This is a genomic window from Vibrio sinaloensis DSM 21326 (genome assembly GCF_000189275.1).
In the GTDB taxonomy this organism is placed as follows: domain Bacteria; phylum Pseudomonadota; class Gammaproteobacteria; order Enterobacterales; family Vibrionaceae; genus Vibrio; species Vibrio sinaloensis.
In genome coordinates this window covers 39,177-57,186 of the sequence record NZ_AEVT01000090.1, presented here as the reverse complement: position 1 = coordinate 57,186, position 18,010 = coordinate 39,177, and the positions used below count along the sequence as shown (strand labels likewise).

Below are 18,010 nucleotides of genomic sequence, written 5' to 3'. Positions count from 1 at the left end.
CTCGCTTTTCTAGTTCTAAGAGCGACCCCGAAGCGAAATCTCTCCCCCAATGAAACTCTCAATCCCACGTTCTGTCTCGAGCAACACTGCCCCTTGCTCGTTGATGCCTCGGCAGAGTCCAGATATTTCTCTAGGGCCGATGATTAACTTGATAGGCCGGCCGAGAAAGTTATCTAATCTATTCCACCGCTCAACAAAGCCTTGCATACCTTTTAACTCGTAGTCACTCAGTGCTTGGTGAAGTGTTTTGATTAGAGTAATCGCGAGTTGATTACGGTCTAGATTGTGAGGTCGAGCGACCTCATTTAAGCTTGCCCAAGGTTGTGTGATCCCATCGACTCGCTCTGGCATCATTAAATTCATGCCCATACCGATAACTAGGCTCGCCGCTCCTCCAGCTTGGCCAGACATTTCAACTAAAATACCTGCCAATTTTCGATCTTGATAATAAAGATCATTGGGCCACTTCAGTTTTACTCCGTGCATGCCAAGCTCTTCCAGTGCTTCAACGACGGCAACTCCTACAACAAGGCTAAGGCCCATAGCTGCGGCCATACCGGCATCCAAACGCCAAAACATAGACATATATAGGTTGGCACCAAAAGGGGAGACCCATTCTCGACCACGTCTGCCGCGCCCAGCCGATTGATATTCCGCGAGGCAAACTGCCCCACACTCTAAGGAGTCGACTTTGTTGAGTAAATACTGGTTGGTGGAATCAATGACGGGGATAAGCTCGACTAAACGGTCAAACTGTTTACTGAGCACATGCTCATCCAGAAGTTGCATTGGTTGTGCGAGCTGGTAGCCTTTGCCCTGAACTCGATAGATATCAACGCCCCAAGATTGGATTCCTTTAATGTGTTTGCTGATCGCTGCACGTGATACGCCCAGTTTTTCTCCTAACTCTTCACCGGAATGAAAGCCACCTTGGGCTAAGGCTCGTAGGATGGATAGCTTAATACTATGGTCTTTCATTAACGTGCTTCCACAATCGAAGTTAGATAAGTCTCTTGAGTCGCATCCATAAATCGAACCTCATGCTCTAGACTAACCCCAAACTTCTCCATAACAGTGGCGCGAACTTTCCCCGCAAGTTGTACTACGTCATTGGCCGTAGCTTTGCCATTGTTGACCAAAACCAATGCTTGGTTTGGGTGAACAAGAGCGCCGCCGAGACATGTACCTTTTAGGCCGCACTGATCAATAAGCCAACCGGCAGCAAGCTTCATTCCTTCCTGTGCAGGAAAAGCGACCAGATCAGGGAAACGCTCTTTTAGTTGGGCAAACTGAGAGTTTGATACGATTGGATTTTTAAAGAAACTGCCTGCATTGCCTGAAATGTCAGGATCGGGAAGTTTCTCTGTTCTCACTTCGCACACTCTATCAAATATCTGCTTTGCAGTGACGTGAGTTGCGGTGAATGATCGGAGTGGGCCATATTCGATATTGGGTTGCCAAGACTTGCGAAGCTTTAATCCTAAAGCAACCACTATGGCTTTTTGGTATAGCTGGTGCTTGAAAATGGAATCTCGATAGCCGAATGCACACTGCTCTGCAGTTAAGCGAGCCACTTGCATTGTTTCAAGTAAAAGTATGTCCACGTAGTCGCAGACATCTTTCAATTCGACACCGTAAGCGCCAATATTTTGAATTGGAGCGCTACCCGCACAACCTGGGATTAATGCAAGATTTTCCAAACCGGGATACCCTTGCTCTGTCGCCCAGTTTACCAGTTGTGGCCAGTCTTCACCTGCTGCAATGTGCAAGTGCCAGTTGTCCTCATTTTCAATGACGCTTTTTCCTTGCAGTCGATTGATGATCACCACACCTTTATAATGTTGAGTAAAAAGCATATTGCTGCCTTTACCGAGCATGATTTTAGGTAAGGCAAGCCATTCTGGCTTTTGGTAAACATCGATGATGTCTTGCACTGAATCTACTTCGACAAGGTAATCGCATGTCTGTGGAATGGAAAAGGTATGGTACGCCGCAAGGTTGGCTTGAGTCTGTATTTGCATCAGGAATGTCGAGTCATCTAAACTGCCAACATTCTACCTTAAAAATCGGTAAGACGATAATGAGTACACTACGTATCGAAACCTTAGACCCACTCAAATTACCTCTAGTTACTCGCTTATATAAGCAGCATTACCCTTCGGCGAAAGCGAAAAAAGATGAACTAGTGATTGTAGGGTACGCTGAACAGAACATGGTGTCAGTGGTGAGATTTAGAACCATTGAGCATTATCGCCTTTTGACTGGGATGCTGGTGGTCCCGGAGCTAAGAGATAAGGGGCTAGCTCATCAGTTAATGGCATATTGCCAAGAACATGTGTTAGTCGATCGAGATTTTTGCTTTGCTTACCAACATTTAGAGGGTTTCTATACTCAGCATGGTTTTAACGCTGTGGAAGGTACGGCGTTACCCAACTCACTCAAACAATTGTTTCAACGATACTGTGCGAGTGGTAAAAAGCTTGTAGCTATGCAGTACATCCCATAGTTGTTAAGGCATTGATACGTGTCAAGGAAGCTCAAAGGCGAAGAAAATCTTTCATATTGCTGTGAGCTAAGGATGATTCTGACTCTGTTATTCTCTAAAGTGAAGCGTCATTTCTAGGCAAAATCAGCCAGATTTTGCTAATATCGCTCTCCACTCTTAGTAAAGGTATTACATCCAACATGATGACCAATAGGAATATATTCGAAAAACTGCCAACGCTAGCACAAGATCCGGCTCAATTTGAGACGCTCTATGCAGCGCGAGATTTCCGAACGCGTCTCATTGAGGCGATTCAGAAGGCAAGTAAACGAATCTACCTTGTTGCGCTTTATTTGGAGGATGATGACGCTGGGCGTGAAATCCTAACTGAGTTGTATGAAGCCAAGCAGCGCAATCCAGGCTTGGATATCTCTGTTTGTGTAGATTGGCACCGCGCACAACGAGGCTTAATTGGCGCAGCACCTGGTGAAACCAATGCGTCGATGTATAAAGCTTTTGCTGATAAGTATGAGCATAAGATCCCGGTATATGGGATTCCTGTGCGTGGGCGAGAGGTATTTGGTGTTTTACACTTGAAGGGCTTCGTGATTGACGATCAGGTCATCTATAGTGGAGCAAGTCTCAATAACATCTACTTAAACTATAAAGATCGTTATCGCTTTGACCGTTATCACGTGCTTGGAAACAAGTCGTTAGCGGATAGCATGGTGAACTTAGTACAGCAGGAGATGATCGCGCATCCGGCTGTCAACGATCTCGCTTGCCCACGTAAGCCCGAGACCAAGGAAATAAAGGGGCAGATTCGTCAGCTTCGTGGCTCCTTGGCAAAAGCCAGCTACCAGTTTGAGCCAGAAGCAGTCAGCTCTGAACACGTGGCGGTAACGCCGATAGTGGGAGTTGGCAAAAAGCGTAATAAACTTAACCAAGGTATCAACCAGTTGTTGGCCTTGGCAAAGGATGAAATCTTCATTTGTACGCCATACTTTAACTTTCCACGCAGTGTCGCGAAAGAAGTAAAGAAAGCCATCAAGCGTGGTGTGAAAGTGACGATTGTTGTGGGTGATAAAACGGCTAACGACTTTTACATTGCCCCTGAAGAAGAGTTTAAAACCATTGGCGGTTTACCTTATCTCTACGAGCGCAATTTACGTCAGTTTGCAAAAGCGAATGAGGCGAATATTGCCAGCCGTAAACTGTCTATTCACTTGTGGAAGCACGATGAAAATAGTTTCCACTTGAAAGGTATCTGGGTGGACAAGCGTTATATGCTGATCACGGGTAATAACTTAAACCCTCGAGCATGGAAACTGGATCTTGAAAACGCCATTTTGATTCAAGATAACTACCATCACCTAACAGGCCAATTTGAGCAAGAAGTCGAGAATATTCTGCAGCATACACAGCTCATTTGTACTTATAAACAGCTTGAGAAGTTTGAGAACTACCCTGAGCCCGTGCAAAAACTGATGCGTAAAATCACCCGTGTGAAAGCGGATAGAGTGCTAAAGCAGATTCTTTAAGACTTGGATGCCAGTAAAGAAAAAGGGCAGCGTAGTGACGCTGCCCTTTTTTGTTACTTTGATATCAATGTATAGTCATAGGATACCATCGTACGACGGTGCTGCAGATCATCGATAGGTGTTGCAAGCAAATCAATGTAGTCCGTTGAAGGGGTGTAGTTTCTGGTCGTGCCATTTACTAAGAAGGCTTTCCTTAACTCTAGGTTGCTATTTTCTGAAAGTAGCATTTGAGAGGTGATGACTGTGTTAGAGTCAGGATACGTGACATTCACAACCTTTGGTACGAGAGCATTCCCTGTGGATACCAGTGTGTATCGAGCATCGCCGCTAGAAAAGCGAATAGTATTTAGCTCTGAGTTAAGAGAAGTTACTTCAGTTTCAGAAAAGTAGCAGTTTGCCCCCGAGCAATTCAGGCTAATGGGCTGAGTTGGCATATCCAAAGTGGTCAAATTAACATTATTAGCTACATTCTCAAGTAAGTAGTTATTGTTCACATTCCAACCATTAAGTGTTCCCTCATATGATGAAGAGTAGCCTACTGAAGGGGAAGCTGGAGCACTGGTGCTGAAAGAGTTGGACTCCGTTGTCCAGTCGTACCAGTCGAATGTAAATCCCGAGTAAATGGCTTTCATTGTCAATGAACCAAAGACCGCGCCAACTGTATTGGTAAAGTCGATGGTTTTGTTATCGAATATAGCGTCAAGAAAAACAGTATTTGGTGCTGAAGATGAGTTGTCTGAAAGTTCAGACTTGTTGATGAACTTGTAGCCAACGATCTCGTTACTGGTATTGTAACCAGACAATAATAAGTTCTCGTTGGTAGCAATAACTTCTATATTAGCCTTGATAGTACCGCTATCTTGTGGAGATTTCCCATCAACATAGCCCTCTACTGCTGTCGTTGATACACCATTAAAAGTTCCGATATTTACCTTTTTAAGTTGGGATTCATTGACGAGACTTCCATTCGTTAGGCAGGTTTGTTGGCCTTGTTCTCTATTAATTTTGACAATAAAACTCTGAATTGCCTCTTTCTCTACACTTAGCACGTTGTCTATTCCATTCGAAGAGTCAACAATTACGAGGTAGCCTCCATCCGGTACATCGTTTTCCGAAAACGTTAGGGTTCCATTGATTTGATTGACATCGAATTTATCTAATGAGCTGTTTGCTAGGCTTCCATCAGAATTATAAACGAAAACGTCTGAGATATTGGGTGCTTTGGCTGCAAATGTATATAGCCAGTTAGAGCTGTCACTGTCGCTATCATCTAAATTGAAAACTGTAGCATTCCCAACGCCACAAAACTGTTCCATAGCACTTTTGGGTAGCTCTTTCATCTGAACAAACTGCCATGTATAACTTGTCAGGGTAGGGCTCGGACTGCTACTACCACTACTGCCACCGCTTCCGCCTCCACAGCCAGCCATTAAGGCTGGTAAGGTCAGTAATAGAGCACTTTTTGCTGCTTTCATCGTCAATTTTTTGTCCTAAGTCATTCTAGCCTGCTAACTTTCTAGCAATAAATGTGCCTTGAACGCTCGGTCTTTGGGCATTGTAGAATCTCATCACACTTCACTTAGCCTTTAGAGCTAAAAAGGGCTGATGTTCTCACATCAGCCCTTAAACTAGCTCACAATAACGCTATTCAACGCTACTAGGTCTTTGGCTCCATTGCGATCTCGCGTCGGTTTTATCAAACAAGTAATACTGTTTGCGCAGCATTTGTCCGCCATCACGAGTGATGGGTTCCCAAGCAATTTGCGCACGGCTGGTACTAGGTTTGACGGTCATAATATCCATTGGAATCGAAACGTAGAAACCTTTGTTGTAACTGCCTTCGCCGTATTCCTCTGCGGTTAAGTCGGTAAAGGTTGCGTAAGCTCCAACGATGACTCCCGATTTGAACTGTTTCGAGAAATCTATTCGAGCGCCCATATCTCCGCCTAGGAACTTACCAGCGCTAACTTTGAATAGTGTGCTATCCAAAAATTGCCACTGCGGCATATAGTAGCCAGTTACATGGCCAGTTGTCCCTTGGCTAAGTACGTAAGCTTGGCACTGGGGTATCGGATCACTACATGCGGATTCATCATAGAAGAAATAGTCTTCACTAAATACGCCGAACCAAGAATCCGGGTCGCGCTGGCTTACTAAGTTTGCATCGGCGCCAATCGCCCAATTGGTGCCAAGAGGGCGGTACAAAACCTCTCCGCCAACACCGGCAAACATAGATTCCAAGTAACCCGCATAAGCTTGGGTGTAAACGGATTTGGCAGGTTGCTCAAACCAGGTGAGCTGTAGTCTATTTAAACGCACAGGATTGTCGTGTACGTAGGCGCGGAACATGGTTCGAACCCGTGGCGTTGCGTAGTTACGCACATGCGGAGAGTTCTCTACGTAGTTAAACTTGTCGTAATTATCCACTAAGTTGAAATAGACAGAGCCCGCTAACTCTATTTTGTCTGTTAACCAGACATTGGATTTAGCATTTAAGCCAATACTGTATAAGTAGAAATCTTCTGGCGCACCGATGCTCTGCTTCAATACAGGGTCAATACCATAGTCCCAACTCTGTTTGGTGCTGGCAAGCGCTGCCGTTGGTTCAGTATTCGGCTCACTGGTTGTGAAGCTATCTTCCACATTGTTATCAATTGACATGTATTTAGCTGCTGCAAGATACTCATTTCGGTCGATAGCGGTCTCAGTAAGTGGCATTCCATCTTGTGTTTCAATTACCTTAAAGGTGTTAATTGATTCGTCACTATTATTGGATAGAATCGCTGCGGCACGAGCTAATGCTTCACTTCTATCGCGATATTTAGCCTGCTGACCTGTAACCACAAGAGTATCACCTTGTTTCGACACTGTATTGTGCTCATAGCCAGCATTCTTATCCACCTGGTTGGCAACCTGTTGCCAGTTGGTATCTTGTTTTGAAGGTCGTAACTGGGCTTGTAGCTTAGGCTCATCCCTCCACACCGCTTTCATATCATTGAAGTTAGTGTAGATATTAAAACCTAGAGTAAGGGTATCACCTCGTTGGTAGCTGAGTTTTGCATCCCCCCAGTCACCTAGGCGGTAGTTAGCCCCAATATTCCAAGGCGTATGCTGGGTCATTGATTTCACCCCGACTCTTACCGGGTAGTCTTGGCTGTAATCATTGCTGTCGTATTCGAGTTTTAGGCGCAGTGGTTCGTACGGAGTTTGATACTCTACCCCTCCAAACAAAGCTGCAGGCCCTTTAAACCAGCGTTCAAAATCAACACTACCGCCAGTTCCTTTAAAGCCACTAGGTCGTTCACAATACTCGTCGCTAATCTTGCAAAGAGGGTTAGTTGCATTGCCACTTTGACCCAAATAGCCCCATCCTAAGCCAATCGTAAAATCGATGTTGCCAAAGCGCTTTGTTGCTGTGAGGTATTCCGCATCAAACATCCCTGTACCACCAAAATCTCTTACACCGACGGAAGCTTCAGGTAGCCAGTAACTTTCTTCCAGTAAACGAAGCTTAAAATCAATTCCTTTGTCGGTGTAGATGTTGTCACCGCTATAATCTGGGTTGGTATTGTAAAGTGTGTCAGGGACTCTAGTGTAGCGAATAGTCGTTTCTATCCAGCTCATTAACTGTATTGATGCTATGTAGTGTTGGTAATCGTCATTAAAACTAACGCCAATATTAAATTCACCTTCTTCCGCCATTCTGGCTGTAGGTGTCTGCATAAGTCCTGTACCACCAAAGTCGGTTTGAGAGACTTTCCAAGTGGTATCGTTGGCAAAGCTAGAGGTCGAAATTAGGCCAACAGTGGATAGAGCTAGAATGAGGTTTTGAGTCTTCATTTGGCACTTTTTCTCATAGATATAAGCTGAACAATTCGCTCTTCGATCTTTTGTATTTCTAAATCTTCAGAATTAAAGCCAATGAAGACAGCGCTCCCTGGCGTTAACTGAGTTTTTTGCTCATTCCAATATGCGTAACCCGCACGAACAAAGTGACCATTTGGGTAGATTATCCATGCATAGCTAGGGTGAGCGTTGGAAAGTAAGTTCAGCTTACGAAAGTATTCACTCAATGGTTGTGATGCATCAAACGGCACTTTTTGAGGGGGAAACAGTAACCCCTCGAACGATAATTCCTGAGAACGCTTAGGGCTGATGAACTCTAGGTTTCCTTGGAGCATCGGGTTGGCTGAAGGCTGGGTTCGAATTGTATCGAAATCTAATTCTATAAGCTCTCGGTAAACGACATCCCAGTTTTCTACTTGTTCTATGACAAGCCCAGCTGATTCATTTGCAATAAGCCCCTCTGTAACCAGTTCTTTCAACCCTAGCAGTATTTCTTTTTTTAGTTTGTCGACTTGCTGTTGCTTATCCAGGTTAAATAGCTGGTTTGCGAGTGGATAATTACTGGGTTGAGTGTTGCCACCTTGCTGAATGATATCGTTAATTACCTGCTCTAAGCGTACAGGATGCTGATACTCCAAAGCGATGTTATCCGCGGGAAGGGTAATCTTAACTGCTGTTGCAAATGTGCTAGGGATGAAAGCAAGAAAGCTTAAGCAAATCGCCTTGCAAATGAGTTTCGAGTGATAAGTTATCAAGTGTGTCATATCTATTTACTCTGCATAGGGCTTTAAAATTTCAATGTCGACTTTGAGACGTTGTGGGACAAGCCACTGTTGGCTTTTAACTACATCACCTTGAGTGTCAATCCAATATTTGCTCGTCATTGATTGTTGGCTTTCAGTAAAGGTAATGACTTCTTGAACTTGACGTGTTTCTTTCTTCCAAAGTAAAGATTGTACGGTCTCGAATCCAGTCGGAAAGCTTTCTACTATAGCTCTCTCTCCGTAATGATAATCAGGTTGCCAATCGTACTCACTTTGCCATGATGTTGTTTCAGTCGTTGGAGATGTGTGGGCATTTGAGGCGGATAACCCTGCTAAATTGGCATCGGGTAAGTGGGTGGTTTTTACTACGCGACCGTTTTCTGTGGTGATCATAGCGCTATCGGATGAGAGCCATTTAAATTGTTTATTGCCTGTCACAGGGTTAGTGTCGACAAAAGCGAGTACCATAAATATTTGTGGCCCATCATTGATGCGCACATACATACTAGCGTAAGGAAGTTGCTCAACTTTTTCTACGCTGAGTACGATGTCATCGACCCCGAAGAGTGCTTCATCGATTGTGGAGTTGACATCTTGAAATCGTTGCGAGCAGCCAGCAATAAGGCAAACAGCTAGAATTACGAGGCTTCTAATTAAATGAGTCATTTGTTCATCCTGACAATGACAATAGGTATTGTTTTAAAACTAAAAAAACACCCTTAGCACAGCTAAGGGTGTTTAATCTATCCACTAACAATTAGTTAGTGCCATCAGTACCATCAGTACCATCGTTGTCAGATGCAGCAACTGCTACAACTGCGACTGCAACAGCTGCGCCGATAGCTACAGCAGTAGTGGTTGCAACACCAGCCGCTGCTGTTGTTGCAGCCGCACCACCAGCCGCACCGCCGCTTGCTGTCGCAGCGGTTCCTGTCGCCGCTTCAGTTGCTGCGAAAGCGTTTGTTGCTGCACCTAGTGCAACTAACATTGCTAGAGCAATATTTTTCATTGAATTATCCTTGTAAATTTACAATTAACACATCGATGTTGGAGGAATTTTAATCACCCCAAAGGTTATTCTATGTGACATTCTGCAAAGTGTAAATTAATTAACAATTTGTTTTATATGAATATCACCAACCGTTGATCTTATTAATCAACTATCGCTTTTATAAGCGTAGTTATAATAACCGTAACCATATGAGCTTGATGCTTTCTTCTCAACGGCGTTGAGAATAACCCCTTTCACTTCAATACCTGCTTTTTCAAAACGGTCACGTGCAACATCAATTTCTTTTACTGTGTTTTGACCAAAACGGGCCACCATTAAGGTCGTGCCTGCTAGCGCTCCAACAATGCTTGGATCAGTAACCGCTAAAACGGGTGGGGTATCGACGATGACTAAATCGTATTCAGTGCTTGCCCACTCTAGCAACTCTTTAAAGCGTGGGTGCATCAACAATTCTGATGGGTTTGGTGGCACTTGCCCCCGGGTTATTATGTCGAGATTTTCAATCGTTGTGCTCACGATTGATTGAGCTCGCTCGATTTTGCCACTCAGCAAGTCAGATAGGCCGTTGTCCCACTTTAAACCAAATTGCTTTTGCAGGTAGCCTTTGCGCATATCGGCATCAATCAATAATACTCGTTGGCCTGTTTTAGCCGCGACTGCAGCAAAGTTAGTTGAGACAAACGATTTACCAATGCCTGGGGCTGGACCTGAGATCATCAGTACATTGTTTTCCGCCTCCATCATGGCGAAGTGCAAGCTGGTACGTAGACCCCTTAGAGCTTCAACAGAAAGGTCGGCTGGGTTTGCCTCCGCAAGCAACGCCATTTGGCCTTCACGTGCTTTCTTTTTCGTTCTATTAAATAAGCTCTCTTGCATTTCAGAGCGCGGAACACTTGCGTAAACAGCGAGGCCTATTTGCTCTATTTCATCAGGGTTTTCAATCCCGCGATGGAATGCCGCTTTGACCAGTACAAACGCAACGCTCAACACTCCACCAAGTAAGGTGGCAAGCACGATAATCAAAGGCTTCTTAGGTTTCACTGGAGCGGCATAGGTTTGCGCAGAGTCTAGGATACGCACATTGCCTACAGTTCCCGCTTTAATAATACTCAGTTCTTGAACTTTATTAAGAAGCTGAATATAGATTTGTTGATTTACTTCTACATCACGCGTCATGCGTAAAATTTCACGCTGCGTTTTTGGTAGCTTTTGCACTTGTTGATTGAGACGCTCTTTTTCATTAAGTAAGGTTTGGCGCTTATCTAGTAAAGAGCGGTATGCTGGGTGGTCTTTGGTAAAGCGTTGGCTAATGTCACTTTCTTTAAACGTCAGCTCATTTAGCTGAGCTTCCAGTGCAACCATCACCTTTAGGGTTGACTGAGCCTCTAAACCTAAATCTACCGATTCATTATCTTGACGGTATTGGTTGAGTATATCTTCCGAAGAGTTCAGCTTGGTTTTAATTTCGGGCAGATGATCTTTAAGAAAGACTAGGCTTTTTTCCGCTTCAGCAGAATTGCGCTCAACATTTTGCAAGAAATAGGTTTGACTAATGTGATTGAGAATACTGTTGATAAGAGTGCGATTTTCACCTTCGAAACTCAAACTCAGTATGCCTGTTTGCTTACCGCGCTCGCTAATAGATAGGTTTCGCTTGAGCCATTCAATCGCTTCTAACTGTGAACGTTTTGCAATGTTAAACTCAAAGTTGTTACTTGATTGGATATTGGTGACAAATAGCGCATAGCCGTCATTTTGAACGAGTTCTCCTGCACGTCCTTCCAGTACTACTCTCTCATCCTCACGGAGCAACTGATATTGTTGTTTTTCTTCGTCTGTAACGATCAGAGTATGCGCCATACCTACAGCATAGTCCGGTAAATCAAAGCGGCTGATATGAAGGTTGTTAACCTCTCCACTCAAGCGAGCAATACCTTGACCAATGACAGGGAAGTAAGAAGGGGAAACAACGGTCGTTAAGTTAAACTTATCGACTGTATCACCAAGAATCATGCGAGACTTGATGATTTCAATCTCTGTTGTGGCGGATGACTCTTGAGAAAACAGTTCTCCCATATCACCTACCATCGCAGAAATGCCACCAGAGCTTTTTTGCTCTATTTGTATTAAGGCGTCCGCTTTGAAGATAGGAGTCGATAAAAGGGCGATGGCTACACCGGAGAATGCGAAAACAATGGTGGTAAGAATGATTAGCCATTTTGCATCCAGTAAGATGCCAAGTAGTTTCCCAAGATCGATTTCATCTGAGGAATGTTCAGTCGTTGGTCGAGATTGTTGTGCTGTCATAATATATTTAGGTTTCTTTAATCTTGGCAACTCGGCGTTAGAGTTTTTTCGCCCATGCTTCCGCTGATTTTTCGATAAGTTGGTACGCGTGCTCAAAGGCCTCCCGACTTTGACGGTATGGGTCAGGAATATCCTGTTGCCCTAGCCACTGTCCAAACAGCATGGTTTTACCACGGGCTTGTGGTGCCATCGAAGTCAGAGCTTCCATATGCCCTTTTTCCATTACAAGAATAAGGTCGTACTGAGCGCAGAGTGCTGAGGTTAGCTGTTGCGCTTCGTGTCCTTCAAGGCATACTCCGTTTTCAGAGGCGAGCTCAATGGCCATACTGTCTGCAGGCTTTCCTACTAGTCCGCTTTTTTCTGCGGCTATACCAGCAGAGTTAACTTGCTTGCTTGGTAGAAGCTTTTGTAAGACTCGCTCTCCGGTCGGTGAACGGCAAATATTACCGACGCATACAACTAAAATTTTATTGAACATTGATTTTCTTTTGCGCCACGCTGGTTTGTCACCCAACGTGGCTCTCCATTCGTTTACAAGTAACTAGGGCCAGTTTCTAATGCGCAATGCACCTTCTGTCAGCTCATTAAAGCCAGTGATTGTTGGCATGAGCTGGCTAATAACACGGTTCCAACGAGTGATTGGCGCAGCAGTAACATAGACAATATCATAAGGTTTGAGGTCAAACTCAGTACCAATCACCAGTGCTGATGCATCTTTGATATTCAGTTGGAAAATATCGGCTAGGTGTTCAGACTTTTCGCTAGAAGTTCGAATGACAAACACACCTGTCGCATCGGCGGAGAGTTCGTTAATACCGCCAACATTGCTGAGTGCTTCTGTTAGACTCATGCCTGCACGATCCATTTTTAGTAGTTTCGGATCGTTGACTTCACCCATTACGAAAACCTTTTGGTTGTCGTCGCGAGGTACATGAACGATGTCGCCTGATTGCAATAGTTTGTTCTGCTGTAAATCTCCTCGCTGCATCAGTGCATAAAGGGAAAGAGACTCTTCGACACCATTACGTGTTAGCGTCACATTTCGCCAGTCAGCATCACTAGCTAAACCACCTGCTCGGTTAACTGCATCCAATAAGGTCAACGGGATGTTGGTAATGGCTTGCTGCCCGGGCTTAGAAATGGCACCAGTGATATACGCTTTTTGCGAACGGAAGGCAGCGACATTAACATCTACTTGAGGGCTTTCGAGGTACTTTGCTAATCGAGTCGCAATATCCGCACGAATTTCTCGCACAGTTTTACCCTGAACGTCCACGGTGCCTATATAGGGGTAGAAAATGGTACCGTCAGCATGCACCCAGTTACCCGCTTCAGATGCGCTTCGATATGAGCCTGCTGGAATGGTTAACTCAGGATGATCCCAAACCGTAACGTTCAGAATATCTCCAGGGCCAATACGATACTCATAGTTAGCGATTTGCTGTTCCAGTTTTGGGTTAGCTTGCGAAGAAAAACTTCTCTCTCCGGGATACAAACTTACTGTTTGAGCGGTAAGAGGGTAAAGGTTAACTTGCTCTGAGAGTGAAGACTCTTGGTCGACTTCCGTTTCAACAATATTCTTATTGTCTGTTGAAATATGTGAGCCTGGTGTCGTACATCCTGCCAGTAACGCTGGGAAAACCATCGTAAGCAAAAGCTTTTTTTTAAATTCCATGTCTGCTAAGTCGTTAAATTAATTATTTATTACAGCACCAATTTGTTGCTGGATAAGAGTTTAAATAAAAGCACATGCCAAACTTGTTGGCGCTAGATTGTGTATGTATTAATAAAGTCTATTTGGCGATTGTACTATGCATACGGTTAGTCACCTAATTATCCATACATTCGTTGTTGCCGCAATTGTGAACTACGTATTTATGGGATTAAGGTTGAGGTTTTGAGAGTTTGAATAAAGATATTTGTCATTATGTGCCTTGATTAAAAACTTACACGAATCAATTGAAGCGTTTCTCACTGTCTTGTTTATGAGAATATTACTCTTAAAGTGACTTGAGTGGCGTTAGTTGGCTAAGCTTTGCTTAGACGTTGATAGAAGAATCAACGAAAGGAGGCCGCATGAGTGCACCATTAATCAGCCAAACCCTTCCTCCCTTTGATGAGTTGGTCGAGTTAGCGCAGCAAAACCCAGAAGCATTCCGACAGTTCAAGCAAGACATGTGTGAGGAGCTAATTTTGTCTGCTTCCGATGAGATGCAAGCGAGGCTGTGGGCTCAGCAAAGTCACATTGATAGGGTTGTCAGTCGTTGTAAAAACCCAAATCAAGCCAATGTGGTGTTAATGCGAGAACTGGTTTCTCAAATGATTAAGTTTCAAGACATCATCGAACAAGAGAGTTATGAGGAACCAAAGCAGAGCGCTGATATTATTCCTTTCGATGCGTGGAGGTGATTAGTGGGTAGCGGTCTACTGTGATTCTCTTATTACTAGCGGTGCTTACGCGTGCGTGAACTCCCATTCTCTGGGGTGGTGGCTATCTTCTATAAAGTCGGACTCTTTACTTCTTCATAAGCAGTTATCTCGCATCGGCGCCTATCTTTTCCCTTCTCTGACCATGATCACAAAAAAAATGTTGCCGCCCCTTGGGTTTGGTAAATTTGCCCCACATATAGTTACCACAAGGCTTCCAAAGCCATTTATCACATCTATCATGGAAATTTTCAGGAGAGACGACCGATGAACATTCGTCCATTACACGACCGAGTTATCGTAGAGCGCAAAGAAGTAGAATCTAAGTCTGCTGGTGGCATCGTGCTAACTGGTTCAGCTGCAGAGAAATCAACTCGCGGCGTAGTGCTAGCTGTAGGTAAAGGCCGCATTCTAGAGAACGGCACGGTACTTCCACTAGATGTAAAAGTGGGTGATACGGTTATCTTCGCTGAAGGTTACGGCACGAAAACTGAAAAGATCGACGGTAAAGAAGTGCTAGTTATGTCTGAGAACGACATCATGGCAATCGTTGAGTAATAGCAATCATTGAGTAATTTTTTGCTCAGATTCAAAACGAAATAAAACACAGAATTAGAAAAGGAAACTAAAGATGGCTGCTAAAGACGTTAAATTTGGTAATGACGCACGAGTTAAAATGCTAGAGGGTGTAAACGTTCTAGCGGACGCAGTAAAGGTAACACTAGGCCCTAAAGGTCGTAACGTAGTACTAGACAAATCTTTCGGTGCACCAACGATTACTAAAGATGGTGTTTCAGTAGCGCGCGAAATCGAACTTGAAGACAAGTTCCAAAATATGGGCGCACAAATGGTTAAAGAAGTGGCGTCTCAAGCAAATGATGCTGCGGGTGACGGTACAACAACTGCAACAGTGCTTGCTCAAGCTATCGTAAACGAAGGCCTAAAAGCGGTTGCTGCGGGTATGAACCCAATGGATCTTAAGCGCGGCATCGACAAAGCAGTTGTAGCAGCGGTTGAAGAGCTAAAAGCACTTTCTGTTCCATGTGCAGACACAAAAGCGATTGCACAGGTGGGTACTATCTCTGCAAACTCTGACGCGACAGTAGGTAACATCATTGCTGAAGCGATGGAAAAAGTAGGCCGCGATGGTGTTATCACGGTTGAAGAAGGTCAGGCCCTACAAGACGAGCTAGACGTAGTTGAAGGTATGCAGTTTGACCGCGGTTACCTGTCTCCTTACTTCATTAACAACCAAGAAGCAGGTTCTGTCGATCTAGAAAGCCCATTCATTCTTCTGATCGATAAGAAAGTATCGAACATTCGTGAACTTCTGCCAACTCTAGAAGCTGTGGCTAAAGCCTCTCGTCCACTTCTGATCATCGCTGAAGATGTAGAAGGCGAAGCACTTGCAACTCTAGTTGTGAACAACATGCGCGGTATCGTAAAAGTGGCGGCTGTGAAAGCGCCTGGTTTTGGTGACCGTCGTAAAGCCATGCTACAAGACATCGCTATCCTAACTGGTGGCACAGTAATTTCTGAAGAGATTGGTCTTGAGCTTGAGAAAGTGACGCTGGAAGACCTAGGTCAAGCGAAGCGCGTAACGATCACGAAAGAAAACTCAACCATCATTGATGGTGCGGGTGAAGAAGCAATGATCCAAGGTCGTGTTGCTCAAATCCGTCAGCAAATCGAAGAAGCGACTTCTGATTACGACAAAGAGAAACTACAAGAGCGCGTAGCTAAACTGGCTGGCGGTGTTGCAGTTATCAAAGTTGGCGCAGCAACTGAAGTTGAAATGAAAGAGAAGAAAGACCGCGTTGAAGATGCACTTCACGCAACTCGCGCAGCGGTTGAAGAAGGTGTTGTTGCTGGTGGTGGTGTTGCTCTTATCCGCGTTGCTTCTAAAGTTGCAGGTCTTGAGGGTGATAACGAGGAGCAAAACGTAGGTATTCGCGTTGCACTTCGTGCGATGGAAGCGCCAATCCGTCAAATCACTAAGAACGCAGGTGATGAAGAGTCAGTGGTTGCGAACAACGTCAAAGGCGGTGAAGGTTCATACGGCTACAATGCAGCAACTGGTGAGTACGGTGACATGATCGAGATGGGTATCCTAGATCCAACTAAGGTTACTCGTAGCGCACTTCAGTTCGCAGCATCCGTTGCTGGTCTAATGATCACAACGGAAGCAATGGTGACAGACCTACCGCAGAAAGACGCTCCTGCAATGCCTGATATGGGCGGCATGGGCGGCATGGGTGGCATGGGCGGTATGATGTAATCGCCGTTTAGTCTCATCTATGACCATTGAAACGGAGGCACTTGTGCCTCCGTTTTTGGTTTTTGTAATGTTGGAGTGCGGGTATCGGCGTTCTCGCACGATAGTTTACTTGGTGCTATCATAGTCGCCACTTCAATATCCTTCCGATCAGAGAAAACGAGGTTAGCAATGAAAATTGCCGTAGCGGGTACCGGTTATGTTGGATTATCTAACGCTATGTTGTTGGCGCAACATCATCAAGTTGTTGCATTGGATGTCATCGAAGCAAAAGTTGAGTTGCTCAATAGTAAAGTTTCTCCAATCGTAGATGCTGAGATAGAAGAATTCCTAGCCAATAAAGAGATAGATTTCGAGGCAACGACGGATAAACAACACGCTTACCAAGATGCACGATTTGTCGTGATTGCAACGCCAACTGACTACGATCCCGTAACTAACTACTTTAATACGTCATCGGTAGAATCTGTGATTCAAGATGTTCTGGCGATTAATCCTGACGCGGTGATGGTCATTAAGTCTACCGTGCCAGTCGGTTACACCGAGCGCATTAAGCAAGAGTTAGGTTGTGAGAATATTATCTTTTCACCTGAGTTTCTTCGTGAGGGTAAAGCGCTATACGACAATCTCCATCCATCTCGAATCATTGTGGGTGAGCAGAGCGAGCGTGCTCAGGAGTTTGCCAATTTATTGGTGGAAGGGGCTGAAAAACAAGATATTGAAGTCTTGTTGACGAATTCAACCGAAGCCGAAGCCGTCAAGTTGTTTTCCAATACCTATTTAGCCATGCGAGTCGCTTATTTCAATGAGTTAGATTCGTATGCTGAAGCACATGGCTTAGATACGCGTCAGATTATCCAAGGTGTTGGGTTAGACCCTCGTATTGGCAACCATTACAACAACCCATCATTTGGTTACGGTGGTTACTGCTTACCTAAAGATACCAAGCAGCTGTTGGCTAACTACCAAGCGGTACCGAACAATATTATTGGTGCGATTGTTGAAGCGAACCGCACTCGTAAAGATTTTGTCGCTGAGTCGATTTTAAAGCGTAACCCTAAAGTCGTCGGGATCTACCGTCTTATCATGAAAGCAGGGTCGGATAACTTCCGCGCGTCGTCCATTCAAGGAATCATGAAGCGTTTGAAGGCCAAGGGTATTACGGTGGTGGTGTACGAACCGGTACTTGAAGACGATGAGTTTTTCCATTCTCAAGTTATCCGCGATCTCGACCAATTCAAAGCCCAATCTGATGTGATTGTCTCGAATCGGATGGCTCAAGAGCTTGCTGATGTCGCGGATAAGGTTTACACCCGAGATTTATTTGGTTCTGACTAATCAAAGACATCAAAA

16 protein-coding genes are annotated in these 18,010 nt (G+C 44.6%); 6 read left to right on the top strand and 10 right to left on the bottom strand.

What is annotated here, in order from left to right; translation table 11 throughout:
• Positions 1–15: 15 nt before the first annotated feature.
• Both birA and murB read right to left on the bottom strand, forming a co-directional pair.
• Positions 16–978, bottom strand: a complete 963-nt coding sequence (gene birA, locus RH45_RS16065; protein ID WP_008079076.1) for a bifunctional biotin--[acetyl-CoA-carboxylase] ligase/biotin operon repressor BirA — start codon at positions 976–978, stop codon at positions 16–18.
• Positions 978–2,021, bottom strand: a complete 1,044-nt coding sequence (gene murB / locus RH45_RS16060) for a UDP-N-acetylmuramate dehydrogenase (RefSeq protein WP_039958824.1) — start codon at positions 2,019–2,021, stop codon at positions 978–980. Before murB ends, birA begins: the two co-directional genes overlap by 1 nt.
• A gap of 59 nt (positions 2,022–2,080) precedes the next feature.
• Here murB and RH45_RS16055 point away from each other — a divergent pair, with 59 nt between their 5' ends.
• Positions 2,081–2,506: a GNAT family N-acetyltransferase gene (locus RH45_RS16055; protein WP_039958823.1), complete on the top strand. Its 426-nt coding sequence runs from the start codon at positions 2,081–2,083 to the stop codon at positions 2,504–2,506.
• Between the two features lie 179 nt (positions 2,507–2,685).
• Entirely contained in the window at positions 2,686–4,026 is a 1,341-nt protein-coding gene (gene pssA, locus RH45_RS16050; RefSeq protein ID WP_008079067.1) for a CDP-diacylglycerol--serine O-phosphatidyltransferase, read from the top strand.
• Positions 4,027–4,079: 53 nt separating this feature from the next.
• Here the strand turns inward: pssA and RH45_RS16045 are convergent, their stop codons facing one another.
• The 8 genes from RH45_RS16045 to RH45_RS16010 all read right to left on the bottom strand — a co-directional run bounded on the left by RH45_RS16045 (position 4,080) and on the right by RH45_RS16010 (position 13,630).
• A complete protein-coding gene (locus RH45_RS16045) occupies positions 4,080–5,501 on the bottom strand; it encodes a hypothetical protein (protein ID WP_008079064.1) in 1,422 nt (473 codons plus the stop codon).
• A gap of 169 nt (positions 5,502–5,670) precedes the next feature.
• Positions 5,671–7,866 (bottom strand): YjbH domain-containing protein, encoded by a 2,196-nt coding sequence (locus RH45_RS16040; protein ID WP_008079062.1) that lies wholly within the window; start codon positions 7,864–7,866, stop codon positions 5,671–5,673.
• Entirely contained in the window at positions 7,863–8,636 is a 774-nt protein-coding gene (locus RH45_RS16035) for a capsule biosynthesis GfcC family protein (RefSeq protein WP_008079061.1), read from the bottom strand. Before RH45_RS16035 ends, RH45_RS16040 begins: the two co-directional genes overlap by 4 nt.
• A gap of 6 nt (positions 8,637–8,642) precedes the next feature.
• Positions 8,643–9,302 carry a YjbF family lipoprotein gene (locus tag RH45_RS16030; RefSeq protein WP_008079060.1) on the bottom strand — a complete coding sequence of 220 codons (660 nt, stop codon included), beginning with the start codon at positions 9,300–9,302 and terminating at the stop codon, positions 8,643–8,645.
• A gap of 91 nt (positions 9,303–9,393) precedes the next feature.
• Positions 9,394–9,645, bottom strand: coding sequence for a hypothetical protein (locus RH45_RS16025; RefSeq protein ID WP_008079059.1), 252 nt, complete (start codon positions 9,643–9,645; stop codon positions 9,394–9,396).
• A gap of 147 nt (positions 9,646–9,792) precedes the next feature.
• Positions 9,793–11,955, bottom strand: a complete 2,163-nt coding sequence (locus RH45_RS16020) for a polysaccharide biosynthesis tyrosine autokinase (RefSeq protein WP_008079058.1) — start codon at positions 11,953–11,955, stop codon at positions 9,793–9,795.
• Between the two features lie 37 nt (positions 11,956–11,992).
• Positions 11,993–12,433, bottom strand: coding sequence for a low molecular weight protein-tyrosine-phosphatase (locus RH45_RS16015; RefSeq protein WP_008079057.1), 441 nt, complete (start codon positions 12,431–12,433; stop codon positions 11,993–11,995).
• Positions 12,434–12,496: 63 nt separating this feature from the next.
• Positions 12,497–13,630, bottom strand: coding sequence for a polysaccharide export protein (locus tag RH45_RS16010; RefSeq protein WP_008079056.1), 1,134 nt, complete (start codon positions 13,628–13,630; stop codon positions 12,497–12,499).
• A gap of 401 nt (positions 13,631–14,031) precedes the next feature.
• Here RH45_RS16010 and RH45_RS16005 point away from each other — a divergent pair, with 401 nt between their 5' ends.
• From RH45_RS16005 to RH45_RS15990, 4 genes are all read left to right on the top strand, one after another.
• The gene (locus tag RH45_RS16005; RefSeq protein WP_008079055.1) at positions 14,032–14,364 is read left to right on the top strand and encodes a DUF3135 domain-containing protein; all 333 of its coding nucleotides are present in this window, start codon (positions 14,032–14,034) and stop codon (positions 14,362–14,364) included.
• Positions 14,365–14,649: 285 nt separating this feature from the next.
• On the top strand, positions 14,650–14,940 hold the full coding sequence (locus RH45_RS16000; RefSeq protein ID WP_005381516.1) for a co-chaperone GroES: 291 nt from the start codon (positions 14,650–14,652) through the stop codon (positions 14,938–14,940).
• A gap of 73 nt (positions 14,941–15,013) precedes the next feature.
• Positions 15,014–16,660, top strand: a complete 1,647-nt coding sequence (gene groL, locus RH45_RS15995; protein ID WP_008079050.1) for a chaperonin GroEL — start codon at positions 15,014–15,016, stop codon at positions 16,658–16,660.
• 168 nt (positions 16,661–16,828) lie between these two features.
• Positions 16,829–17,995 carry a nucleotide sugar dehydrogenase gene (locus RH45_RS15990; protein ID WP_008079048.1) on the top strand — a complete coding sequence of 389 codons (1,167 nt, stop codon included), beginning with the start codon at positions 16,829–16,831 and terminating at the stop codon, positions 17,993–17,995.
• Positions 17,996–18,010 lie beyond the last annotated feature (15 nt).

What these genes read in the sequence shown, in the direction of transcription:
- birA (WP_008079076.1), bottom strand. Translation starts at nt 978, where the DNA reads ATGAAAGACCATAGTATTAAGCTATCCATCCTACGAGCCTTAGCCCAA.
- murB (WP_039958824.1), bottom strand. Translation starts at nt 2,021, where the DNA reads ATGCAAATACAGACTCAAGCCAACCTTGCGGCGTACCATACCTTTTCC.
- RH45_RS16055 (WP_039958823.1), top strand. Translation starts at nt 2,081, where the DNA reads ATGAGTACACTACGTATCGAAACCTTAGACCCACTCAAATTACCTCTA.
- pssA (WP_008079067.1), top strand. Translation starts at nt 2,686, where the DNA reads ATGATGACCAATAGGAATATATTCGAAAAACTGCCAACGCTAGCACAA.
- RH45_RS16045 (WP_008079064.1), bottom strand. Translation starts at nt 5,501, where the DNA reads ATGAAAGCAGCAAAAAGTGCTCTATTACTGACCTTACCAGCCTTAATG.
- RH45_RS16040 (WP_008079062.1), bottom strand. Translation starts at nt 7,866, where the DNA reads ATGAAGACTCAAAACCTCATTCTAGCTCTATCCACTGTTGGCCTAATT.
- RH45_RS16035 (WP_008079061.1), bottom strand. Translation starts at nt 8,636, where the DNA reads ATGACACACTTGATAACTTATCACTCGAAACTCATTTGCAAGGCGATT.
- RH45_RS16030 (WP_008079060.1), bottom strand. Translation starts at nt 9,302, where the DNA reads ATGACTCATTTAATTAGAAGCCTCGTAATTCTAGCTGTTTGCCTTATT.
- RH45_RS16025 (WP_008079059.1), bottom strand. Translation starts at nt 9,645, where the DNA reads ATGAAAAATATTGCTCTAGCAATGTTAGTTGCACTAGGTGCAGCAACA.
- RH45_RS16020 (WP_008079058.1), bottom strand. Translation starts at nt 11,955, where the DNA reads ATGACAGCACAACAATCTCGACCAACGACTGAACATTCCTCAGATGAA.
- RH45_RS16015 (WP_008079057.1), bottom strand. Translation starts at nt 12,433, where the DNA reads ATGTTCAATAAAATTTTAGTTGTATGCGTCGGTAATATTTGCCGTTCA.
- RH45_RS16010 (WP_008079056.1), bottom strand. Translation starts at nt 13,630, where the DNA reads ATGGAATTTAAAAAAAAGCTTTTGCTTACGATGGTTTTCCCAGCGTTA.
- RH45_RS16005 (WP_008079055.1), top strand. Translation starts at nt 14,032, where the DNA reads ATGAGTGCACCATTAATCAGCCAAACCCTTCCTCCCTTTGATGAGTTG.
- RH45_RS16000 (WP_005381516.1), top strand. Translation starts at nt 14,650, where the DNA reads ATGAACATTCGTCCATTACACGACCGAGTTATCGTAGAGCGCAAAGAA.
- groL (WP_008079050.1), top strand. Translation starts at nt 15,014, where the DNA reads ATGGCTGCTAAAGACGTTAAATTTGGTAATGACGCACGAGTTAAAATG.
- RH45_RS15990 (WP_008079048.1), top strand. Translation starts at nt 16,829, where the DNA reads ATGAAAATTGCCGTAGCGGGTACCGGTTATGTTGGATTATCTAACGCT.